Source organism: Kribbella sp. NPDC002412 (assembly GCF_053592935.1).
In genome coordinates this window covers 96,211-118,227 of the sequence record NZ_JBSFBL010000015.1, presented here as the reverse complement: position 1 = coordinate 118,227, position 22,017 = coordinate 96,211, and the positions used below count along the sequence as shown (strand labels likewise).

Here is a 22,017-nt window from a genome sequence, read left to right as displayed (position 1 = left end):
CAGTACGCGCGCCAACAGGACAGCCGCCGCGCAGCGGCGCCCACGCACTCGCCATCCACCGATGCAGCCGCCACCGCCAACCCCGCCCACCCGCGGACACCACCACGCGCACACCGCCAGAGGCGGCCAACACGACAGCCATCGCGCAGCGATGTCCATCCCCCTCCAACCGGCGCAGTCGCCACCGCCAACCGCGCCCAGGCGTGACACCAGTACGCGCGCCAACAGGACAGCCGCCGCGCAGCGGCGCCCACGCACTCGCCATCTGCCGATGTAGTCGCTAGCGCCAACGCCGTCCACGCGCGACACCACCACGCGCACACCGCCGGTGGCGGCCAGACGGCAGCCATCGCGCAGCGATGTCCATCCCCTCCCTCAACCCGTACAGTCGCCGGCGCCGACCACGCCGACGTGCAACACCACTCCACACACGTCGGCGGCTCTGCAAGGAGGCAGTGTCGCCGAGACCTGCAGGGCCTCGGCGATGCTTTGGACGCCCTCGCGCAGCGATGCCCGTCCCCACCACCGGTGCAGTCGCCGGCGCCAACCCCGCCCACTCCCAACACCAGTACGCGCACGTCACCGGAGGTGTCCAGAAGGACAGCCATCGCGCAGCGATGTCGGTCGCCCGGTGCAGTCGCCGACGCCAACACCGCTGACGCGCGACACCACCGCGCACACCACCGACGGCGGCCAGAAGAACGGCCGTCGCGCGGAGGTGTCCTTTGGGCTTAGGCGAGGAGTTCTAGTTGGGAGAGCGGTGCAGGGCCGGAGGTGAGGGTCAGGCGGTAGTGCTGGTAGGCGGCGGGGGTGGGGATTTGGAAGGGGCGGGTTTGGCGGGGCCAGGGGAAGGATTCCTTGTGGCGTTCGTCCAGGAGGGTCCAGGCGGAGCCGTCGGGGGAGGCTTCTAGGCGCCAGGAGGTTGGGTCGGCGTCTGGCGAAGGACCGGAGGTGAGGGTGTAGAAGGTGGCGGTCCCAGGGTCGGGGAGGGTCCAGGTGACGGGGCTGTCCACGACCGTGGAGGTGGTGGAGGTGTCGTCGAAGAGGGGGTGTGCCTCGCGTGGGATGAGGTCGACCAGTGGGGTTGCGATGCTGTCGTCGGTGGTCAGGGACGGCGGGGTATCCAGAGTGGCCCAGTCAGACGGAGCCGGGCCCAGGACGAACTCGATGCGGTGTGCGGCGCGCAAGGCGGCGTCGGTGATGGAGGCTACCGACAGGTGCTTGCCGTCGACCAGGACGTCTTGCACATAAGGGTGTTCGTGGTTCTCGGCGGTGATCTCGATCGGCGTGCCACCGAGAGGTGTCACCACAACGCGCGAGAACAGCGGCGAGCCGATCGCGTACTCGGGCGCGCCGACCCGGAGCGGATAGATGCCGAGGGCACCGAAGAGGTACCAGGCCGACATCTCGCCGTTGTCCTCGTCGCCCGGGTACCCCTGGCCGATCTGCTCCCCCACGAACAGCCGCTGCAGCACCTCACGGACGATTGCCTGCGTCTTGTGCGGCGTACCGGCGTAGTTGTACATCCACGCGATGTGGTGCGCCGGCTGGTTGCTGAAGCCGAACTGGCCCATCCGGACCGCCTGGGCCTCGAGCATCTCGTGGATGACGATCGAGTAGGTGCCCTTCTTCACCGCGAGCTCCGGCGTGGCGAAGAACTCGTCGAGCTTCGCCTCCAGGCCGCGTGGACCGCCGTACAGGTTGGCCAGGCCGCGCGGGTCGTGGGCGACGTGGAACGCGAAGTTCCAGCCGCATGTCTCGGTGAAGTCGCCGCCCCACTCGCACGGGTCGAACTCCTCCGGCGTCCTGGCGAACTGCCCGTCCGGCCGCCGGCCCTGGAAGAAGTCGATCGCCGGGTCGAACAGCAGCACGTAGTTCAGGGACCGACGACGCAGGTACGACGCTTCCTCGCGCAACCGGGCCCGTCGTTCGCCAGGCACGGACGGGTCGCCGGCCAGCCGCTCGGCCATCGCGGCCAGACCGAAGTCGTTGAGGTACGCCTCGAGCGCCCAGGACACGCTCTCCTCGGTGTCGGTGCTGACGTACCCGGCGAAGAAGCCGGTCGCCGCACCCTTGCGGCCGACCTCGGTTGCCTCGGCGGCGACGGTCGCGTTCCGCAGACCGGCGTCGTACGTCGCCAGCGGATCGGGCAGCGGGACGCCGCGCAGGTACGCGTCCGCGAACGCGACGTCCGAGCTGGTGCCGGTCATGCAGTCGGCGTACCCCGGGGAGGACCAGCGGGCGATCCAGCCACCGTCGCGGTACTGCTGAACGAAGCCGTCGACCAGCTCTGCCGCCAGCTCCGGGTAGAGGAACGCGTACGCCGGCCACGCGGTGCGGTAGGTGTCCCAGAAGCCGCTGTTCACGTACATCTTGCCCGGCCTGACGACTGCGTTGGTCTCGCGGTCGGTCGCCGTACCTTCAGCCGGGACGACGGGGCTCGCGTACCGGAAGTCGGGCTGCTCCGCAGTGCCGGCGTTCTCGAAGTGGGAGTTCGGGTAGAGGTTGAGGCGGTAGAGGTTGCCGTATACCGTGCGCAACTGCGGCTCGGTCGCTCCCTTGGGCTGGATCACCTGCAGTCGCTCGTTCCAGGCGGCGTTGGCGGCCTGGCGGAGGTCGTCGAAGGACCGGCCGGCGAGTTCGAGTTCCAGGTTGTGCTTGGCCTGGTCGACGCCGATGAAGGACGTGGCGATGCGCAGGGTGATCTCGTCGGCCGCATCGAAGCTGACCGCGCGGGCGTTGGAGCGGCCGCCGACGGTCGGGCCGAAACCGGCGGGCGCGACGGAGAAGACGCCGTAGCAGTACATCCGGGTGCGCCCGAACTCCGAGCCGTTCTCGACCCAGCCGGTCAGCGCGGTCCCGTCGTACTCGAAGAAGCCTTGCTCGTCGATCGTGTCGAAGATCAGGTGCCGGCCGGGCGCGCCCGCGGGGAAGGTGAAGCGGAAGATCGCGCCGTGGTCGGTGGGTGCGAGCTCGGCGCTGACACCGTTCGCGAGCCGGACCGAGTAGAGGTCCGGGCGGGCGATCTCGTCGTCGTGGCTGAACGCCGCGGCGCGAGCGGCCGGGTCACCGAGTGGTTCGGCGGCCGCGACGGGCATGATCGACAGCTGGTCGCGGTCGCCCATCCACGGGCTCGGCTGGTGCGAGAAGCTCAGGCCTTGGAGCTCGGGGCGGTTGTCGGCGTTGTTGGCGCGGTGGTACTCGTACGGCCAGCGGTGGGTCGAGGCGTCCGTCACCGGGGTCAGGAAGTTGAAGCCGTTCGGCCAGGCGGTGATCGGGAGCGTGTTGCCGCGGGAGAAGTCGTGGCTGGCGTTGGTGCCGCGCCGGGTGTCGACGTACGCCGTCAGGTCCGAGCCGTCCAGTGGCGCCGGGGCCGGTCCGATCTCCAGGTCGTCGATCCAGCCCTCGAACTCCGTGCCGGCGTCCGGTGCGTCGACGGTCAGGACCATCTGCTCGACAGTGCGCCCGGCCGCCGCGGTCAGGTCGACCTGGACGTCGTTCCACTGGTTCGCGTACAGGATCTTGGCGGCGCCCTGGCCGGCGGCGTCGAACGGCATCCCGTATTGGTCCAGTACGCCGAGCTCGGACAGGCGGCTGCCATCGGTGAAGACCAGGTCCACCGCGGCGTACGTCGCCGCGTACTCGAGCTGCACGTCGAGCTCCGGGTAGATCAGGTACCGCAGCCGGTCCCCCGGCCGTACGACGTGGTGACCCGCCTGGAGCGCGGCCTCCTGACGGCTGCCCGTCGTACCGGAGTACCGGGTCGCGTTGACGCTGCTGAAACCGACGCCGCTCGGGCTGGTCCGGCCACCGACCGGACCTCCACCTGTCTCGATGATCACCCCCGCAATGCTACGGATCAGTGCGGCGGCGGAGGCGGGGTGTTCCCTGCGTGGACCCAGGCCACGTAGTCGCGGGCGATCTCGGCGTCGGCACGGAGGGTCAGGCCGGCGGCCAGGGCCCGGGAGTTGTCGAGCTGGAAGGTGCCATCGTTGGTGCCGTCGTGCGGGAGGTGGAAGCGGTCCTCGGCCGGCGACCAGTCGACCGCGGGCGGATCGGGTACGACGGAACGCCAGGCCTCGGCCAGGTCCGACATCGTGGTGGATCGACCGACCGCGTTGAACGGGCCGGGAACGCGGTCGACCGTGACGTGCAGGAGGAAGGCGGCCAGGTCGCGGGCATCGACGTACTGGATGGGCTGGTCGGGGCGGGCGGCGCATTCGAGCGGTTTGCCGTGGGCGAGGGCCTCGCCCCAGTTGCCGAAGTCGGGGTTGTAGGGGCCGACGACGAAGCCGGAGCGGACGGCCGAGGTGCGGTCGCCGAAGGAGACCGCCAGCAAGGATTCGCAGCGGACCTTCGAGGGGCCGTAGAGGTCCATGGTGAAGTGGTCCTCGGGCGCGTCGTCCGGCCACGGGAGCAGCGGGGCGTCCTCCGTCATCCCGGGTGTGCTCTTGCTGGCGTAGACCGCGATCGACGACATGTACGTGTAGTGGCCGACGCGATTCCGGAGCAGCTGGGCGGAGCGTCGTACGTCGTGAACCAGGAAGCCGGACATGTCGATGACACCGTCCCACTCCCCGGTCGCCAAGGCGTCCGGTTGTGAGCGTGAGCCGGTCAGTCGACGCGCTTCGGGGAACAGGGACGGGTTGGTCAGGCCGCGGTTGAAGAGGGTGACTTCGTGACCGTCGCGGAGCGCGGCCTCGACCACGTGGCGGCCGAGGTTCTTGGTGCCGCCGAGGACGAGGAGCTTCATGACAGCTGCGTCACCACGTCTTCCAGCTCGGCGAGGAGGCCGCTGATCCAGTTCTTGGACTCGGGGATCGTGCGTAGGCCCTCCTCGACGATGAAGCGCAGGGCGATGAGGTAGAAGCAGCCGCCGCCGACGAGCAGTTGACGGTCGACGAGTGCCGGATCGGCGCCGGTCGCCTCGAGGTAGCGGGCGACGATCGGTCCGCGTTCGTGGCCGAGGGCAACGGCGTCGCGGATCAGCGTGTAGAGGTCGCTGAGGTGCGGCGCGAGGTAGGCACCCGGCCAGTCGATCGCGGTCCAGCGGGTGCCGTCGGTGACCAGGTTCTTCGGCACGAAGTCGCCGTGGACAACGGCCGTCGGGGCGTCCCGGTGCAGCGCGGCGAGCGCCTGGGCCAGAGGTGCGAGGTCGAAGTCAATCCGGCCGATCCGGTCCGCCAGCTCCTTCACCCGCTCGGCCGGGAACTCGCTCGGGCCGTCCACTCGTGCCTGCCGGATCGTCGCGAGCAACTCGGCCGCGGCGGCGAACCCGTCCGCGCTGGGCTCCTGCTCCAGCGTCACCCGGCCGACATCCGCCAGGAGCATCACCCCGGCGTCGCCGTCGCGGTGGGTGTGGATCAGGCGGGGCGCAGGCAGGCCAAGCGGTACGACGAAACGCTCGTACGCTCGCGCCTCGTCGGCTTGCCCGTCGGTCCCCCGCTTCGCAATCACACTGCGCAGCCCGTAAGACAGCCGCCACACCTCCGACGACCCCCACTGCCGCAGCAGCTCCCCGTGCAACGCCTCAACCCCCGGCGCCTCAGTAGCCCCCACCAAAGGACCAGACACAACCGCAAGCCACCTCGGAAGCATCCGACGAGTAGACCACACGCCCCCACCCCACCGCCCAGCAATCAGCCCACCGCGATCCCGCGCCGCCGGAGGCGGCCGACTGGGCTGCCGCCGCGGAGCGGTGTCCATTTTTGCAGCCGTTTTCGGTGGTGCAGGTGGGGTCTGGCAGGCTTTGGGTATGAATGCCACGCATGCCTGGGGCTTTGGCCTCGCTACCGTCACTGTTGCCGGGACCGTGCTCGATGTCTGGTTCCCGGCTCCTGAGCTCGGCAGCAAGCTGGCGGACGCGAAGGCGCCCGCCGAGCTTATCGCCGCGGAGGGCAACGACGAGCTCCGGCAGGTACGGCGTGAGGTCGTCTCGGCCGAGATCGCCCTCGACCAGGCCCCGGACGGCAGTACGGCGGACGCGTACTTGCGGCTGCACCTGCTGTCGCACCGGCTGGTCCGCCCGCACGGTGTGAACCTGGACGGGATCTTCGGCGCCCTGCCGAACAACGCGTGGACGTCGCTCGGCCCGGTTCCGGTCGAGGAGATCGAGCAGGTCCGGCTGCGGGCGCGGGCGGCCGGGCAGTACCTGACCGTGACGAGTGTCGACAAGTTCCCGCGGATGACGGACTACGTCGTACCGAGCGGGGTGCGGATCGCCGACGCCGACCGGGTCCGGCTCGGCGCGCACGTGGCCGCCGGCACCACGGTGATGCACGAAGGCTTCATCAACTTCAACGCCGGCACGCTCGGTACGTCGATGGTCGAGGGCCGGATCGTGGCCGGCGTCGTGGTCGACGACGGCAGCGACATCGGGGCGGGCTCGTCGATCATGGGCACGCTGTCCGGCGGCGGCAAGCAGGTCGTGTCGATCGGCAAGCGCTGCCTGCTCGGCGCGAACGGCGGCACCGGAATCTCGCTCGGCGACGACTGCGTGGTCGAGGCCGGACTGTACGTGACGGCCGGCACCAAGGTCACCCTGCCGGACGGCAGCGTGGTGAAGGCGCGTGAGCTGTCCGGCCAGCCGGGCCTGCTGTACCTCCGCAACTCGGTCACCGGCGCTGTCGAGGCCCGCCCGCGCACCGGTGAGGGCATCACGCTGAACGAGGCACTTCACGCCAACGCGTGAACCAGCGGCAGGTCCAGCGCGTCAACCACTTCGTGACCCATCGTCAGGAACCTCGGCCCCGCTCCCGAACGTTGGGAGCGGTATGCCGATAAAGCGGGGTGCCGTCATCGCCGTGGGCGCCATCAGCGCGCTCGCGCTCGCCGTCGGCCTCGCGATCAACTGGGTCGGCGACCAGGACCTCCCATCGCTGCTGCCGCCCAAGGAGCAGTGCGAGGCCACCGTCGGCGGCGCGACCGTCGTAGTGGACCTGGAGCAGGCTGAGAATGCCGCGCTCATCGCGGGGGTCGCCGTACGGCGTGGGCTGCCGGCGCGAGCCGCGACGATCGCGCTGGCGACGGCGTACCAGGAGTCGGGCCTGCGGAACCTCGCGCACGGCGACCGGGACTCGCTCGGGCTGTTCCAGCAGCGGCCCTCACAGGGCTGGGGTACGGCGGCCCAGGTCCGCGACCCGCACTACGCGGCCGGGAAGTTCTACGACGCGCTGGTGAAGATCAGGAACTACCAGACGCTCGCCGTGACGGTGGCGGCCGACCGGGTCCAGCGCAGCGCGTTCCCGAACGCCTACGCGGACCACGAGGCCGATGCGCGGATCCTCGCGTCGGCGTTGACCGGGCAGTCGAAGGCCGTGTTCAGCTGCACCGTGGACCCCGACACGGTCGAGGCGCAGACGTTGGGCCGAAACGGGCTGACGCCGCGTGCGGACGCCGTACGGCGGGATCTGCTGGCGACGTTCGGGAAGCTGTCGACCGGTGGGTACGCGCCGGGCGGGATCCGGTCCGGGCACATGGAGGGCTCGGCGCACTACGAGGGCCGGGCGGTGGACGTGTTCGTGCGGCCGATCTCGACGGCGAACTCGGCCAAGGGGTGGGCGATGGCGCAGTACCTGGTCGCCCGGGCGGAGCTGCTGAACATCCGGACGGTCATCTTCAGCGACAAGATCTGGACCGCCGGACGCCGCTCCGACAGCGGCTGGCGCGACTACACGCCACCTGCCCGCTCCGGCGACCCCACGATCCTCCGCCACCTCGACCACGTCCATGTGGACGTGCTCGAGCAGTAACCGCCGCCAACAAGACGCGAGGCGGGGCACCACCGGCGCCCCGCCTCGCTCAGTAGCCGGCTACTTACTCGTCGTGTTCCTGCGGGGGCAGGGCGGCGATGAACGGGTGGTCCTTGTCGATCTTGCCCATCTTGGACGCACCACCCGGGGAGCCGAGGTCGTTGAAGAAGTCGACGTTCGCGGTGTAGTAGTCCTTCCACTGCTCCGGAGTGTCGTCCTCGTAGTAGATCGCCTCCACCGGGCACACCGGCTCGCACGCTCCGCAGTCGACGCACTCGTCCGGGTGGATGTACAGCATCCGGTTGCCCTCGTAGATGCAGTCGACGGGGCATTCCTCGACACAGGCGAGGTCCTTCAGGTCAACACACGGCTGCGCGATGACGTAGGTCACTGCTACTCCTCCTATGGCAGGCAAGCGCAGCGCTGGCTTGGGGTGCTGCGATGCTGTGATGCAGGTATCTAGTATCACGGTAGTACTTCGCCCACTCTGCCAGGAGTCCGCATCGTGTCAGGCTTCAGTGCCCGTGATATCGGCCACCGTGTCGTCGTCCGGCACCGGATCCCCGGCGGCCTGACCGACGTGATCGGTGTGCTCCAGTCCGGGGACCCGGAGGGCCTTGTCGTTCGGCACGCTGACAGCAGTCTGCACGAGATTCGTGTCAGCGATGTGACGGCGGCGAAAACGATCCCGGAGATGCCGCTGCGGCCGGTGGACGTGGAGCAGCTGTTCCTGACCACCGCCCTCGGCCGGCCGGCCGTGGAGACGACGTACCTCGGGGAGTGGTTGCTGCGGGCATCGTCCGGCTGGACCGGGCGGGCCAACTCGCTGCTGCCCGCCGGCGACCCCGGGATGGCGGTGCCCGAGGCTCTCAAGCACGCTGAGGCCTTCTACGACGAGCGCGGGCTGCCACCGCTGGCCCTGGTCCGGCTCGGCAGCCCTGAGGAGGCGGAGTTCCGGTCCTGCGGGTGGACCGACGCCCGTCCGGGGCAGTCCGACGTCCTCGTCATGCACACCACCCTCGACCACGTGAACGCTGCTCCGGCGTACGACGTACTGGTCGCGGAGCAACCCGATCCGGCCTGGTACGCAGCCGCCTTCGACGGGCCGGTGCCCGAGCCCGCACCGACCGTGATGGAGGGCGCGCCGAAGGCCGTGTTCGCCTCGATCACGCTGGACGGCCGCGCGGTCGCCGTCGGGAGGGGCTCGATGACCGGGCATTGGCTGGGTGTGGACGCGATCCGCGTGGACCCGTCGTACCGCCGCCAGGGCCTCGGCACGGCCCTCCTGCAGGGCCTGGCGCGCTGGTCAGGCCCACTGGGCGGCCGCCGTACCTATCTCGAGGTCCTGGAGGAGAACACGCCCGCCGTGACCGCCTACCGGCACCTCGGCTACGCGCCCGCCTACCGCTACCGCTATCTGACCAGCCGCTAACCTCAGATCCCATGGCGGATCATGTAGCGGAGCGGCCGGAGTACGCGGGGGACTTCGAGGGGACGGTGCACGTCGAGTACACGCCGCACCCGGACGACGGGGTGGCGGACCCGGGCGAGATCGTCTGGACCTGGGTGCCGTTCGAGGAGGACCACAACCGGGGCAAGGACCGGCCGGTGCTGGTCGTCGGATCGGACGGGCCGTGGTTGCTGGCGCTGATCCTGACCAGCAAGGACCACGACCGGGACGCAGCCGACGAGGCGCGCTGGGGCCGGGTCTGGCTGGACATCGGCAGCGGCGCGTGGGACCGCGGCGGCCGCCGCAGCGAGGTGCGCCTGGACCGGGTGCTCCGGATCGACCCGGCCGAGGTGCGGCGGGAAGGCGCGGTGATCGGCGAGGACCTGTTCAACCAGGTCGCCGCCGAGCTCCACAAGCTGCAGGGCTAGCCGGGCGGGCGGGTGGTCGTGGTCGGCTTGCCCAGGCCGGGCGGGGTGGTCGACGCGGGCGGCGGGGTCGTGCCCGGCTTCGGGCCGCAACGGATGTCGTCGGCCGCGTTGTACTTGGTCACGAAGGACTCGGTCTTCTTCCGGACGCCGTTCTGGGAGAAGTACCGGTAGATCGTGATGTCGAAGCCGGGCGTCGGCGCCTGCGGGCGGCAGTTCGCCTCGGTGTTGTAGACCAGCCCGGGCTGGCGCGGGTTGGTCTTGGCCGACTGGCCAGCGGTGATGTCCCAGACCTTGGTGCCCCAGATCTTCACCGTGATGCTGCCCTGGCGGCCCGGCGTGGAGGCCTTGAAGATGGTCTGGACCAGGATCCCGTGCCCGGAGTCGTTCAGGAACTTCATGTCCACCGACGGCCAGGCGACGGTCGCCTCCCGGCCGATCGGGTAGCGGCTGATGTAGACGCTGTGCGCCTTGTGCTCGACGTCCTTCAGCCCGGCGAAGAAGGCCGCGTTGAAGGTCGTGGTGGCCGACTGCGAGACACCGCCGCCGAGGTCGAGGACGAACTTGCCGCCGCTGATGATGTTGCCCTCGGTGAACCCGTTCTCCTTGGTCCGCTCACCGACGATCTTGTTCAGGCTGAACATCTCGTTGGGCTTCAGCAGCGTGCCGTTGATCTTGCGCGCCGCGGTGCCGATGTTGACGTTGCGGTACGGCGCGTGCGGGAACTGGGTGGTGAACTGCCCCATCACCTCCTTGATCCCGAGCGCCTGGACCGCCTCGGTGGTCACCTTGGCCTTGGTCGCGGCCAGGCCGACCTGGGCGCGGCGCTCGCCGACCGGCTTGGGCAGCACCGACAGGATCGCGGGGCCGACCTTGGCCCGGTCCACGACCATGCCGTCGACGGCCGGGACCACCTTCGGACCGGCGCCGACGATCTGCACCGTGGCGTCCTTGGGCAGCGTCTCCAGCGCCTTGAACCGCTCCTGGAACAGCGGCTCGAGCGTCTTCGCGTTCAGCGACGGGGTGATCTTGCCGTCCTTGACGGTCACCGCCAGCGCCGGCGCGAGCTCGGCCGGCGTCAGCTCGACCGACTTCGACCCGACGGTCAGCCGGATCGGGCCGGACATGGCCGGCTCGGCGAACTCGGTCATCGCCCGCGCCATCGCGTCGGCGTCGGCCTGCGGCTTGGTCACGGTGACCGCGAGCTCGGCCGGCGTGCTGCCGGCGGGGTACGCGGCGAGCAGCGTGCTGGTCGCCTTCGCGTTGTCCATCTGCAGGCCGTCGGCGGGCTCGTGCTGGACCGGCTTGGCGTCCTTGAAGGTGATCGTGCCGTCGGTGGCCTGGCGGTTCACCTGGCCGGCGAGCTTGGCGACGGCCGCCTGCAGCTTCGCGTCGTCCTTCTTGATCACCGGCTCGATCTCGTCGCCGCCGGTCAGGGCATGCCAGATGTGGCCCGGGGCCAGGCTGCGCCCCGCACCCGCCGCGTCGACGGTGGCGTCCACATCCAGGCTGAGCCCGGCCTCGGCCGGATCCACCTTGTACGACGATCCGCCGGCCTTCAGCGCGATCGGCTGGGCCAGCCGGTCCTTCAGGCCGGCCTCGAGCTTCGTCTTCGCGTCAGCCTCGGACAGCCCGCCGACCGGGACGCCGAGCACGGTGGTGTCACCGGGGATCTTGTCCCCGGCGAACGCGAAGGCCGCTCCGTACCCCACCACGAGCACACCAAGCCCCGCCGCGGCGATGATCCCCGCGAGCTGCTGTCTCCCCACCGGACGAAGTCCTCCTGCTCGAGCCGTAGTCGGGCCGCGCCCGCACGGGGCACAAGGGCACATCCTACGGGAAGGGCCAGCCCAGTCCGACCCTCGGGGCAGGCCCGGGTTGCCCCGCCGGGCTCACCCGTCCGATAGCTCTCGGTAGTCACTGTCGTAGTAGATCAACGCTCCGTGATCACCCGATTCCCGTACGCCGAGGCTGAGCACCTCGCCGACCACGATCGTGTGATCGCCGCCGTCGTACGTCGCCCAGGTCCGGCACTCCAGCCAGGACAGCGAGCGTTCGATGACCGGGCATCCGGTCTTCGGGCCGGGCGTCGTGCCGATGCCGTCGAACTGGGTGTAGAGATCGCGCCCGGAGCGGGCGAACCGGTCGGCGATCGGCTCCTGGTCCCCGGCCAGCACCGACACGGCCCAGAAGCCGCACTCCAGGACGGCGGCATGCATTCGGACGCCCTTGTCGACGCAGACCAGCACCAGCGGCGGGTCGAGCGAGACGGACGTGAACGCGTTGGCCGTCATCGCGTGCGCGACACCGTCCTGGAGCGTGCTCATGATCGTGATGCCGGAGGCGAACCGCCCGAGCGCCGCACGGAACTCCGCGGGCGCCGGCATCAGAGCCCGGCGAACAGGTCGTGCTCCAGGCCGTCCGGGCCCGGCGCCGCCGTGCCCTTGACCAGGCGGTACGCCTCCGAGCCCCAGATCTCGTTGCCGTTGTTGTTCGACAGCGCGAAGAACGGGCCGTCGACGGTGATCTGGGTCGCGTGCGCCTTCATCGCGTTCATCTTCTGGTCGATGTACTGCGCGGCGTCGATGACGCAGTCGATGAACCGGTCCGGGGTGACGAACGGCCCCAGCGGGCCCTCCGGGTCCATCCCCTCGAAAGTCGTCGTGTCCCCGGACTCGCGCAGCTTCCGCAGGCTGTCCCGCAGGCTCGACTCGGCCATCGCGTTCCAGTAGATCTTCGGGATGTCCCAGGCCTCGCCCAGGTCCTCCCGGTACGACGGGGCGGCGGCCAGCGCGGCCGCGTACGTCGCGACGCGGTGGGCCTGGATGTGGTCGGGGTGGCCGTAGTTCCCGTACTGGTCGTACGTCACCAGCACCTGCGGACGGACCTCACGGATGACCGGGACCAGGTCGTTGGCCGCCACCAGCAGGTCGGCCTGCCAGAAGCTGTCCGGCCGGGTCTGCGGCGGCACGTCGGCGTTGCCTTCCTCGTTGTAGATCATCCCGGTGTCGCGGTACTTCCCGGGCGCGCCGAGGAACCGGTGGTCGGTGACGCCGAGCTCGGCCATCGCGGCCGCCAGCTCGCCGATCCGGTGCGTGCCGAGCTGGTCGCTCTGGTTCGAGGCCAGGTGCTCGAGCTCCGGGACGAGCACCTCACCCTCCTCACCGAGCGTGCAGGTGATCAGCGTGACGCCGGCGCCCTCGGCGACGTACCTCGCCATCGTCACGCCGTTGTTGATCGTCTCGTCGTCCGGGTGGGCGTGCACCAGCAACAGCCGGCGATCAGGAAGCTCACTCATGCCGAAAGCCTACGTCGGGCCGCCGACAGCTGGCCCGGCGCAGGAGCGCGGCTCAGCCGAAGCGGCGGACCAGCAGGCAGCCGGCCTGGAACCGGGACTTGGCGCCGAGACCGGCGATCAGCGCGCTGATCTCGGCCCGGACCGTCCGCAGCGACAGCCCCAGCTCGCGGGCGATCGCGGCGTCCTTCGCGCCGGTCGACATCATCCGGCCGATCGCGACCTGACGGCTGGTCAGCTCCTTCACGGCCGCCGGCGTCCGGCGGCGGGCACCCAGCTCGTAGACGTCGCAGACGATCTCCGGGGCGGCGTCGTCCCTGCGTACCGCTGGGACGACCTGGTAGACCGGCATAGCTCGCTCCTCCCCAAGGGCTCAGAGTGGAGATTCTTTCGCCCGGCCCGGCCCGTCACCAGGTACAACCCATACAGATGACCCATACAACTGGGCCCTGCACCCGGCCGGGGACAGCAGAAGAGGGCGGCGCCACCAGGCACCGCCCTCTCCGGTTTGCTGTTCAGTTGTGGATCAGCTCAGATCAGCCGGCCTGCTTCAGGCCGATCTGGGTCAGGTCCGGCAGACCACCGGTGTTCGGGTCGGCCACCGCGTTGGCGATGTTCGAGCCCACGACGTACACGTTGAGGTCCTGAACGGTCGGCACCAGCGGCGCCGTCTTCATGATCTCGGCGTAGAGGTCGGACAGGCCGGCCTCGACCTTGGCCTTGTCGGACTCCTTGGCCAGCTCGGCCATCTTGTCCCACCCGGCCTGGCTACGGGCGTAGTTGTTCTGCGCAGCCTTGCCCGGGGCGGTCGTGTCCGGTCCGAGGACGGACGGAACGATCGTCGTCAGGCTCGCCCAGTCGTAGCACCAGCCCGCGGTGATCAGGTCGGTCGCGCCGGAGTCCTGCTGCTGCGTCGAGTAGTAGTTGTCACCCGGGATCTTCCGGATGTCGACGTTGATCCCGACAGCCTTCCAGGACGCCTGCGCGGCCTCGGCAGCCTTCACGGCCAGACCGGAGTCCGCCGTACCCAGCACCAGCTTCTCGCCCTTGTAGCCGGACTCGGTCAGCAGCTGCTTGGCCTTCGCCGGGTCACCCTCCGGCGGAGCCTTGAAGTGCTCCTCCGCCTTGTAGCCCTCCATGTCCTGCGGAATGATCGAGTCGACCACCGCAGCGAGCCGCTCGCCACCACGACCGTCGCGGTAGCTGGTGCGGTCGAGGCCGTAGTACAGCGCCTCGCGCAGCTTCTGGTTCTTCAGCAGCGGCTTCTGCTCGTTGAACGCGATGTACCGGCGGCAGATGTCGGTGCCCTCGACCACGCGGTCCTTGACGTTCGCCTGGTTGGTCTTGGCGATGTTCTCCGGCTGCACACCGGCGAAGCTCACCGAGCTCTTGTCGGCGGTGCCGTCCGCGATCAGCCGCTGGTCGACGGTCGCCTCGGCGTCACCGAACTTGAAGATGAACTTGTCCGGCAGCGCGTTGCGCAGCGGGTCCGTCTTCTGGTCCCACTGGTCGTTGCGGACCAGCACGAGCTGCTTCTTGCGGGTGTAGGTCTCGATCTTGTACGGACCGGTGGAGACCGGACGGTTGTCGTACGCCGTCTTGGTGTCCTTGGCCGCCGGGACCGGCGAGAAGACCTTCATGCTCGTGGTGCCGTCGAAGGACGAGACCGGGCGGTTCAGCTTGAAGATGATGGTCTTGTCGTCCGGCACCTCCATCGCGGTGCAGCCCTTGCCGCCGTTGTTGCCGGCGACGTACGGGCCCTTGTAGCCCGGGCAGTCGAGGTACTCGTGCGCGTACGGCGCACCCTCGGACATGTCGGCGGAGAACGAGCGCTCGGCGTTGTACTTGATGTCGGCCGCCTTGACCGGCGTGCCGTCCTCGTACTTGAGGCCGTCCTTCAGCTTGAAGGTCCAGGTCTTGAAGTCCGGGCTGGACTCGTAGCTCTCGGCGAGGTCCTTCTCCAGGATCAGCTTCTTCGCCTTCGCGTCGTACCGGTAGTCCGTCAGCGTCCTGGTGATCAGCTTGCCGATCATGTTGGAGTCGGTGACGAAGTTACGCGCGGGGTCGAGGTGTTCCACGTCGTTCACGTGGTAAACGGTGACGGTGCCCCCCTTGGCACCGGCCGCGTCTTGCCCGCTCGGGGCGCTGCTGCCCCCTTCGTCCCCACCGCAGGCTGCTGCCGTCAGGGTCAGGGCGAACCCCGCGGCGATCGCCACCCCGGTTCGCTTGACGTGCTCCATGGCCAGTGTTCCTTCCTGTAAATGACAATCGACGCCGGGTCACGGCGGCTTGAAGAAAGTTCTCTTCCTCAATGTCGCGGTGATCAACTCACGTATTCACAAGTGGCGCAATCGAGTTCGGCCGGTTTGACCGGATCGTGACCCATTCAGTGCCGTGCCTCAATCTCACGGATGCTGTCTGTAATGCTCAGATCACATCGCGTTCCTCCGGGAAATGACAGGCCGCTTTGTGACCAGGGGCGCCGATCTGGACAAGCGGCGGTTCCTGCTCGGCGCAGATCTCCTGCGCCTTCCAGCACCGGGTCCGGAACCGGCAACCCGACGGCGGATTGAGAGGGCTCGGCACGTCCCCGGTGAGCCGGATGCGTTCGCGCTCGAGCGCGGCGTCCGGGTCGGCTTCCGGGACCGCCGACAGCAGGGCATGCGTGTACGGGTGCCGGGCGTGGTTGTAGAGCTCGTCCCGTTCGGCGGTCTCGACCACCTTGCCCAGGTACATCACCGCGACCCGGTCGGAGATGTGCCGGATCACCGACAGGTCGTGCGCGATGAACAGGTAGGCCAGCCCGAACTCGTCCTGCAGGTCCTCCAGCAGGTTGACGATCTGGGCCTGGATCGAGACGTCCAGCGCGGACACCGGCTCGTCGCAGACGATCAGCTTGGGCCGCAGGGCCAGCGCCCGGGCGACGCCGATGCGCTGCCGCTGGCCGCCGGAGAACTCGTGCGGGTACCGGTTGTAGTGCTCCGGGTTCAGCCCGACCCGCTCCATCAGCGCCTGGACGGCCTTCTTGGTCCCGCTCTCGGTCTTCACCTTCTGGATGTCGAACGGCGCCGAGATGATGGCGCCGACCGTCTGCCGCGGGTTCAGCGAGGAGAACGGGTCCTGGAAGATCATCTGGATCTCGCGCCGGAACGGCCGCATCTTGGCCCGGTTCAGGTGGCTGATGTCCTCGCCCAGGAACTTGATCTGGCCGCCGGTGGGCTCGTCCAGCCTGGTCACCAGCCGCCCGGTCGTGGTCTTCCCGCAGCCGGACTCGCCGACCACGCCGAGCGTCTCGCCGGCGTGGATGGCCAGATCGACCCCGTCGACCGCCTTCACCGCGCCGGTCTGCTTCTGGAAGACGATGCCACGGGTCACTGGGAAGTACCGCTGCAGAGCGGTGGTCTCGAGCAGCAGCTCCCTCTGCTTGGGCTCTGCGGCCGGCGCCTGTTCCGCCGATGTCGTCGTACTCACGATCGCTCCTCGCGCTTCACAGGTTCGGCTTGATCTGCTCGGCGAACAACTGTTTCCGCCGCTCGGCGTCGATGTGGCAGCGGACCCGGTGCCCGCTGGTGTCGACCTGCAGCAGCTCGGGCAGCTCGTTGACGCAGGAGTGCCCCTCGACGTGCTGCTGGTAGTCGCAGCGCGGCTGGAACGGGCAGCCCGTGGGCAGGTTGATCAGCGACGGCGGGGTGCCGCGGATCGACTTGAGCCGCTGGTCGCCGCTGCGGTTCACCTTCGGGATCGAGCCGAGCAGGCCCCAGGTGTAGGGCATCTCCGGCCGGTAGAAGATGTCCCGGACGTTGCCGGCCTCGACCACGCGGCCGCCGTACATCACCACCACGTCCTGGGTCATCTGGGCGACCACGCCGAGGTCGTGGGTGATCATGATGATCGCGGAGTTGAACTCCTTCTGCAGATCCAGCATCAGGTCCAGGATCTGCGCCTGCACGGTGACGTCCAGCGCGGTGGTCGGCTCGTCGGCGATCAGCAGCGACGGGTCGCACATCAGCGCCATCGCGATCATCGCGCGCTGCCGCATACCGCCGGAGAACTGGTGCGGGTAGTCGTCGTACCGCTTCTGCGGCGACGGGATGCCGACCCGGTCCAGCAGCTCGATGGCCCGCTTCTTGGCCACGGCCTTCGGTGCGTCGTGGTGCACCAGGTAGGCCTCGCTGAGCTGCTCGCCGACCTTGTAGAACGGGTGCATCGCCGACAGCGGGTCCTGGAAGATCATCGACATCTGCCGGCCACGCAGCCGGCGGATCTCCTCCACCGACATCGACACCAGCTCGGCGCCGTCCAGCCAGATCTCCCCGGACACCTTCGCCCGGCTGCCCTTGTGCAGGCCCATGATGGCCAGGCTGGACACGCTCTTGCCGGAGCCGGACTCGCCGACGATTCCCAGCGTCTTACCGCGCTCCAGGGTGAAGCTCAGGCCGTTCACCGCCTTCACCACACCGTCGTCGGTCGGGAAGTGCACCTGCAGGTCCTTGAGCTCCAGGAACGGCTTGCCGACCGCGGGCTCGCGCGGCTCCGCCTTGGTCACGGACTCGGTCACAACGTCTCCTCCGACCTGCTCAGGACAGCCGCACGCGCGGGTCGATGATGGCGTACAGGATGTCGACGACGACGTTCGCGAGGACGACGAAGATCGCCGCGAACAGCACCACGCCCATGATCGCGGGAAGGTCGTTGCCGAGCACCGAGTCGATCGCGAACTTCCCGAGCCCGGTGATGCTGAAGATCTGCTCGGTGATCACCGCGCCGCCGAGCAGACCGCCGAGGTCCAGGCCGAAGATGGTCACGATCGGCGTCAGCGCGGCGCGGAGCCCGTGCTTGAACACCACGCTCCGCTCGCCGAGGCCCTTGGCCCGTGCGGTCCGGATGTAGTCCTCGTTCATCGTGTCGATCATGTTGGCGCGGGTGAGCCGGGTGTAGAGCGCCGCGTACACCAGCGCCAGCGTCATCCACGGCAAGATGTAGAACTGCAGCCACTTCACCGGCCCGACGCTGAACAGCGCCGCGTTGGCTGTGTCGGGGAACGGCAGCCATTGCAGCTTGACGATGAAGACGAACAGCAGCAGGTACCCGAACACCAGCGTCGGGAAGGACACGCCGAACAGGGCGATCCCGACGCTCAGCTTGTCGATGAACTTCCCCTTGCGCAGTGCCGCGACAAGTCCCAGCATCACGCCGGCCACCAGCCAGAGGACGGCGGCTCCGACAGCCAGCCAGAGGGTCGCCGGGAACGCGTCCGAGATCGAGTCCCAGACCGGGATGCCGTTCTGGTACGACTCGCCGAAGCACGGCCACGGGCACGCCCGCTCGCTGCCCTCGGAGCCGATCGTGCGGCCGCCGGGGCTGACCAGCCCCTGCATGTAGGTGCCGTACTGCACGATCAGCGGGTCGTCGAACCCGTACGTCGCGTTGACCTGGGCGACCGTCTCGGTGTTGCAGTTCTTCCCGCAGATCAGCAGAGCCGGGTTGGCCGGGGTCGCCCAGAACAGGAAGAACGTGATCGCGCTGATCACGAACAGGATGACCACCGTCTGCAGGAGGCGGCGGATCAGGTAGCGGCCCATCGGTCAGCCCCTTCCGGCACGCGGGTCGAGAGCGTCGCGGACCGAGTCGCCGAGCAGGTTGAACGCCAGCACGGTGATGAACAGCGCGATGCCCGGGAAGAACAGGTACAGCGGGTTGCTCTCGATCCAGTCCGACGCGTCGGCGATCATCCGGCCCCACGACGAGGTGGGCTCCTTGATCCCGACACCCAGGAACGACAGCGCCGCCTCGGCGGTGATGTAGCTCGGGATCAGCAGGGTCGTGTAGACCAGCAGCGTCGGGAGCAGGTTCGGCAGCACCTGCCGGAAGATCACGTACAGCGGGCCGGCGCCGAGCGACCTGGCCGCTTCGACGAACTCCCGTTCTCGCAGCGACAGCGTCTGCCCTCGAACTATTCGGGCCAGGTAGGCCCAGCCGAAGAACCCGAGCACGAACATCAGCACGCCCATGCGTAACTTGTTGTCGTCCGGGATGCCGAACATCGCCTGCCCGCGGTCCGCGATCACCGGCGTCAGCGCCATGATGAACAGCAGCGTCGGGAAGCTCAGCATGATGTCCATCAGCCGGCTGAGCAGCGTGTCGATCCAGCCGTGGAAGTACCCGGACACCATGCCGATGACGGTGCCGAGGATGACCGCGATGATGGTGCCGCCGAGCGCGACCAGCAGCGACACGCGGGTTCCGTACACCAGCCGGGAGAACACGTCCCGGCCGTTCTGCGGTTCGACCCCGAGCCAGTGCTCGCTGCTGGTGCCACTGCCCCAGAGCCCACCGATCGGGATACCTCCGTCCCGGGTGTTCAGCAGCGGCTCGCCGGCGGCGTTGGTCTTGTTGAACTGATCGGGCGGGAACCCGTTCAGCTTCACGATGAGCGGTGCGAACACCGCCACCGCGATGATGAGCAGGATCACGATCGCGCTGGCAACCGCGATCTTGTCCCGCTTGAGCCGGGCCCACGCGATCTGACCGAGCGACCGGCCTTCGATCTGCTTCGCCTCGGTGGTCTCGGCCAGATGATCTGCCGGCAGTCCCTCATCCGGGCTCTGCGCCTCCGACACCCCCAGCGTCATTGAACGTCACCTCGCCCCTTCAACTGTGAGTGCACCCCCAGCCACCCCCGGACCTCCCGGGGGTTCCCGGGAACCCTACGTATCTCGCAGTGTGGACGCTATCCAACGGGGGCGCTAGTCACCGAATCGTGACTGTTCAGGTTGGCCAACTGAGCAGTTCACGCTCGAAACCTGAGCAATTAACTGAGCAATCTTCGAACCGCCGGCAGGAAGGGCCGGTCGGCCGGCAGCCAGTCCAGTCCGCCGAGCTCGGCCGCGCCGACCCACCGGAGCTCGCCGTGCTCGTGCGGAACCGGCACACCGGCCACCAACTCGGCCGCGTAGACCCGGAGGGCATACGTTTCGTTGATCGGTACGGCGGCGCCCAGCGACTCCCCCACCTCGATCCGCACACCGAGCTCCTCGGCCAGCTCCCGGGCGCCCGCAGCACGCTCCGTCTCGCCCGGCTCGACCTTGCCGCCGGGGAACTCCCAGCCGCCCGCCGGCCCGGACCGCAACGCGGCCAGCACCTAGCCGTGCCGGATCACCGCGACCCCGATCACCACCTGCCGTTCACTCACGGACACGCACTGTGCCAGACGGACTGTCGGTGGCCCGCGAGAGGATCTGGTCGTGCCGCTGCAGAACAGGGTCCTGCCGACCCAGGAGATCGTCGCCGAGCCGGGCCGCGGCCTGCTGATGGGCAACCGCGGCACCCTGCACGGCCCGGACCGCCGGCTCGGCACCACACGCTGGCGGTCGAAGGCCTGGATCTGCTGCGTGCTCGACTGGAAGGGCGTCCGGCGCGACCCGATGCCGCCGGGCCGGTGGACCGCACTGTTCTTCTTCGACGAGGCCGTCGCCCTCGCGGCCGGCCATCGCCCCTGCGCGTACTGCCGCCGCAGGGACTTCCTCCGGTACGCCGGCGCGTGGGCCAGCGGTCGCGGTCTCGACGAGCGCCCGCGCGCCCCCGCGATGGACGCACAGCTCCACCTCGAGCGCGTCGACTCCCGCACCCGGCAGCAGCGCACCACGATCCAGGAGCTCGACCAACTCCCCGACGGAGCGATGATCCGGTTCGACGGCAGGCCGGCCCTGGTGCTCGACCACCACGTGCTGCCCTGGTCCTGGGAGGGGTACGGCGATCCGGTCCGGCCACCCGGGCTGCACGAGGTCGCCGTACTCACGCCGCCGGCGAATCTCGTTGTACTGAAGGCCGGATTCACTCCATTACTGCACTCGACCGCGCACGGCAACTGAGGTATGCCTTACTAGAAACACGCCGTACCGAGGGGTCTTCCCCTGCGCGCTCGGCGGAGGCAAAGTGTGCGCATACTGACAGCTACAAAACCATCACTGGAGTCGGCATGGGTCCTGAGTTGAACAGTGAGGGCAACAGCGGCGTTGCCGCGGTCGTCCGGGCGCTCGAGACGCTGCATGCGGCCGTCGGGAAACTGAGCCAGGAGTACGGTGACACTCTCGGCATCCGCCGGTTGGTGTCGGACGTGGCCAGGCTGAACGACGACCTGGCCGAGCTAGGCCCGCCCGACCCCCGTCACAGACCCGGACCCGTTCCGGAGGAACTCGAGGAGATTCCCGACGTGGAGTATGACGCGTCCATGTGGACCGACGCGGAACACGAAGGCTTCGGCGCGCCGGATCGGCACGCGCCCTGATGGCTACTGGTGTTGACGCACCCGGTCGCGCACAGATCGGGGAGAAAACCCTAAGAACCGATCGCTGGTGGCTGGCGCCGCTGCGGATCGGGGTGATCCTGGCCTTCTTCATCGTCTACGCGACGATCCGGATCTTCATGAACAAGTGGTATTGGGTCGACGCGTACCACTACCTCACCCCGCTGTACTCACCCTGTATCAGCGATTCCTGTGTCCCCGGCTCCAGCCATCTGGGCACCTGGTTCCCCAAGTTCCCGGTGTTCCTGCCGCTGAGCATCATCACGTTCGCGGTGCTGGCCGGGTTCCGGGGCACCTGCTACTACTACCGCAAGGCCGGCTACCGGTCGCTGTTCTTCGCGCCGGCCGCCTGCGCGGTCCCGGAGCCGCACAAGAAGTACACCGGTGAGAGCAAGTTCCCGCTGGTCGCGCTGAACCTGCACCGCTACTTCTTCTACGGCGCGATCGTCTTCGGCCTGCTCAACGTGTACGACGGCATCCTCGCCTTCCACGGCAAGGACGGCGGCTTCGGCATCGGCCTGGGCACGGTGATCATCTGGGTCAACCTGGTGATGCTCTGGCTTTATACGCTGTCCTGCCACGCCTGCCGGCACATCGTCGGCGGCCGGCTGAAGAACTTCTCCAAGCACCCGATGCGCTACCGGTACTGGACCTTCGTGTCCAAGCTGAACCCCAAGCACGGCACCTTCGCGATGACGTCGCTGTTCACCGTGATCCTGACCGACGCCTACATCATGGCGTTGTCGGCCGGCTGGTTCTCCGACCTGCGCTTCTTCAACTGATACGGACTT

General features: G+C 68.8%; 21 protein-coding genes. 7 read left to right on the top strand and 14 right to left on the bottom strand.

What is annotated here, in order from left to right; all coding sequences use genetic code 11:
* Window positions 1-731: 731 nt before the first annotated feature.
* From ACWCOV_RS15165 to ACWCOV_RS15155, 3 genes are read right to left on the bottom strand one after another with little or no spacing between them, the layout of a single operon-like run.
* Window positions 732-3,842: a GH92 family glycosyl hydrolase gene (locus tag ACWCOV_RS15165; protein WP_449829835.1), complete on the bottom strand. Its 3,111-nt coding sequence runs from the start codon at window positions 3,840-3,842 to the stop codon at window positions 732-734.
* Window positions 3,843-3,859: 17 nt separating this feature from the next.
* Complete coding sequence (locus tag ACWCOV_RS15160; RefSeq protein ID WP_449829834.1) at window positions 3,860-4,753, bottom strand: NAD-dependent dehydratase; 894 nt, start codon at window positions 4,751-4,753, stop codon at window positions 3,860-3,862.
* Entirely contained in the window at window positions 4,750-5,559 is an 810-nt protein-coding gene (locus ACWCOV_RS15155) for a phosphotransferase family protein (RefSeq protein ID WP_449829833.1), read from the bottom strand. The genes ACWCOV_RS15160 and ACWCOV_RS15155 overlap by 4 nt, the downstream gene beginning before the upstream one ends.
* Before the next feature lie 196 nt (window positions 5,560-5,755).
* Here ACWCOV_RS15155 and dapD point away from each other — a divergent pair, with 196 nt between their 5' ends.
* Window positions 5,756-6,691, top strand: a complete 936-nt coding sequence (gene dapD, locus ACWCOV_RS15150; protein ID WP_449829832.1) for a 2,3,4,5-tetrahydropyridine-2,6-dicarboxylate N-succinyltransferase — start codon at window positions 5,756-5,758, stop codon at window positions 6,689-6,691.
* An 82-nt stretch (window positions 6,692-6,773) separates the two neighbouring features.
* Window positions 6,774-7,751, top strand: a complete 978-nt coding sequence (locus ACWCOV_RS15145) for a hypothetical protein (RefSeq protein ID WP_449829831.1) — start codon at window positions 6,774-6,776, stop codon at window positions 7,749-7,751.
* Window positions 7,752-7,815: 64 nt separating this feature from the next.
* Here ACWCOV_RS15145 and fdxA read toward each other — a convergent pair whose 3' ends face one another.
* Window positions 7,816-8,142, bottom strand: coding sequence for a ferredoxin (gene fdxA / locus ACWCOV_RS15140; protein ID WP_131285641.1), 327 nt, complete (start codon window positions 8,140-8,142; stop codon window positions 7,816-7,818).
* A gap of 114 nt (window positions 8,143-8,256) precedes the next feature.
* Here fdxA and ACWCOV_RS15135 point away from each other — a divergent pair, with 114 nt between their 5' ends.
* Both ACWCOV_RS15135 and ACWCOV_RS15130 read left to right on the top strand, forming a co-directional pair.
* Complete coding sequence (locus ACWCOV_RS15135) at window positions 8,257-9,183, top strand: GNAT family N-acetyltransferase (protein ID WP_449829830.1); 927 nt, start codon at window positions 8,257-8,259, stop codon at window positions 9,181-9,183.
* 11 nt (window positions 9,184-9,194) lie between these two features.
* The gene (locus tag ACWCOV_RS15130; RefSeq protein ID WP_449829829.1) at window positions 9,195-9,629 is read left to right on the top strand and encodes a type II toxin-antitoxin system PemK/MazF family toxin; all 435 of its coding nucleotides are present in this window, start codon (window positions 9,195-9,197) and stop codon (window positions 9,627-9,629) included.
* Here ACWCOV_RS15130 and ACWCOV_RS15125 read toward each other — a convergent pair.
* The 10 genes from ACWCOV_RS15125 to ACWCOV_RS15080 form a co-directional block, all read right to left on the bottom strand.
* The gene (locus ACWCOV_RS15125; RefSeq protein WP_449829828.1) at window positions 9,626-11,395 is read right to left on the bottom strand and encodes a VanW family protein; all 1,770 of its coding nucleotides are present in this window, start codon (window positions 11,393-11,395) and stop codon (window positions 9,626-9,628) included. The two genes, ACWCOV_RS15130 and ACWCOV_RS15125, sit on opposite strands and share 4 nt — an antisense overlap.
* A gap of 123 nt (window positions 11,396-11,518) precedes the next feature.
* Entirely contained in the window at window positions 11,519-12,013 is a 495-nt protein-coding gene (locus ACWCOV_RS15120) for a flavin reductase family protein (RefSeq protein ID WP_449829827.1), read from the bottom strand.
* Window positions 12,013-12,924: an N-acetyl-1-D-myo-inositol-2-amino-2-deoxy-alpha-D-glucopyranoside deacetylase gene (gene mshB, locus ACWCOV_RS15115; protein ID WP_449829826.1), complete on the bottom strand. Its 912-nt coding sequence runs from the start codon at window positions 12,922-12,924 to the stop codon at window positions 12,013-12,015. Before mshB ends, ACWCOV_RS15120 begins: the two co-directional genes overlap by 1 nt.
* Window positions 12,925-12,976: 52 nt before the next feature.
* Entirely contained in the window at window positions 12,977-13,273 is a 297-nt protein-coding gene (locus ACWCOV_RS15110) for a LuxR C-terminal-related transcriptional regulator (protein WP_449829825.1), read from the bottom strand.
* A 184-nt stretch (window positions 13,274-13,457) separates the two neighbouring features.
* Window positions 13,458-15,161 carry an ABC transporter substrate-binding protein gene (locus ACWCOV_RS15105; RefSeq protein ID WP_449829824.1) on the bottom strand — a complete coding sequence of 568 codons (1,704 nt, stop codon included), beginning with the start codon at window positions 15,159-15,161 and terminating at the stop codon, window positions 13,458-13,460.
* Between the two features lie 187 nt (window positions 15,162-15,348).
* A complete protein-coding gene (locus ACWCOV_RS15100; protein WP_449829823.1) occupies window positions 15,349-16,392 on the bottom strand; it encodes an ABC transporter ATP-binding protein in 1,044 nt (347 codons plus the stop codon).
* Window positions 16,393-16,408: 16 nt separating this feature from the next.
* Window positions 16,409-17,479: an ABC transporter ATP-binding protein gene (locus tag ACWCOV_RS15095; RefSeq protein ID WP_449829822.1), complete on the bottom strand. Its 1,071-nt coding sequence runs from the start codon at window positions 17,477-17,479 to the stop codon at window positions 16,409-16,411.
* Between the two features lie 19 nt (window positions 17,480-17,498).
* Window positions 17,499-18,503 carry an ABC transporter permease gene (locus tag ACWCOV_RS15090; RefSeq protein WP_449829821.1) on the bottom strand — a complete coding sequence of 335 codons (1,005 nt, stop codon included), beginning with the start codon at window positions 18,501-18,503 and terminating at the stop codon, window positions 17,499-17,501.
* Between the two features lie 3 nt (window positions 18,504-18,506).
* Window positions 18,507-19,553: an ABC transporter permease gene (locus tag ACWCOV_RS15085; RefSeq protein WP_449829820.1), complete on the bottom strand. Its 1,047-nt coding sequence runs from the start codon at window positions 19,551-19,553 to the stop codon at window positions 18,507-18,509.
* A 179-nt stretch (window positions 19,554-19,732) separates the two neighbouring features.
* A complete protein-coding gene (locus ACWCOV_RS15080; RefSeq protein WP_449829819.1) occupies window positions 19,733-20,062 on the bottom strand; it encodes a (deoxy)nucleoside triphosphate pyrophosphohydrolase in 330 nt (109 codons plus the stop codon).
* Between the two features lie 103 nt (window positions 20,063-20,165).
* Here ACWCOV_RS15080 and ACWCOV_RS15075 point away from each other — a divergent pair, with 103 nt between their 5' ends.
* The 3 genes from ACWCOV_RS15075 to ACWCOV_RS15065 all read left to right on the top strand — a co-directional run bounded on the left by ACWCOV_RS15075 (window position 20,166) and on the right by ACWCOV_RS15065 (window position 22,008).
* Window positions 20,166-20,792 (top strand): hypothetical protein, encoded by a 627-nt coding sequence (locus tag ACWCOV_RS15075; protein ID WP_449829818.1) that lies wholly within the window; start codon window positions 20,166-20,168, stop codon window positions 20,790-20,792.
* Between the two features lie 107 nt (window positions 20,793-20,899).
* Window positions 20,900-21,208 carry a hypothetical protein gene (locus ACWCOV_RS15070; RefSeq protein WP_449829817.1) on the top strand — a complete coding sequence of 103 codons (309 nt, stop codon included), beginning with the start codon at window positions 20,900-20,902 and terminating at the stop codon, window positions 21,206-21,208.
* On the top strand, window positions 21,208-22,008 hold the full coding sequence (locus ACWCOV_RS15065; RefSeq protein WP_449829816.1) for a hypothetical protein: 801 nt from the start codon (window positions 21,208-21,210) through the stop codon (window positions 22,006-22,008). The genes ACWCOV_RS15070 and ACWCOV_RS15065 overlap by 1 nt, the downstream gene beginning before the upstream one ends.
* The last annotated feature ends 9 nt before the right edge of the window (window positions 22,009-22,017 follow it).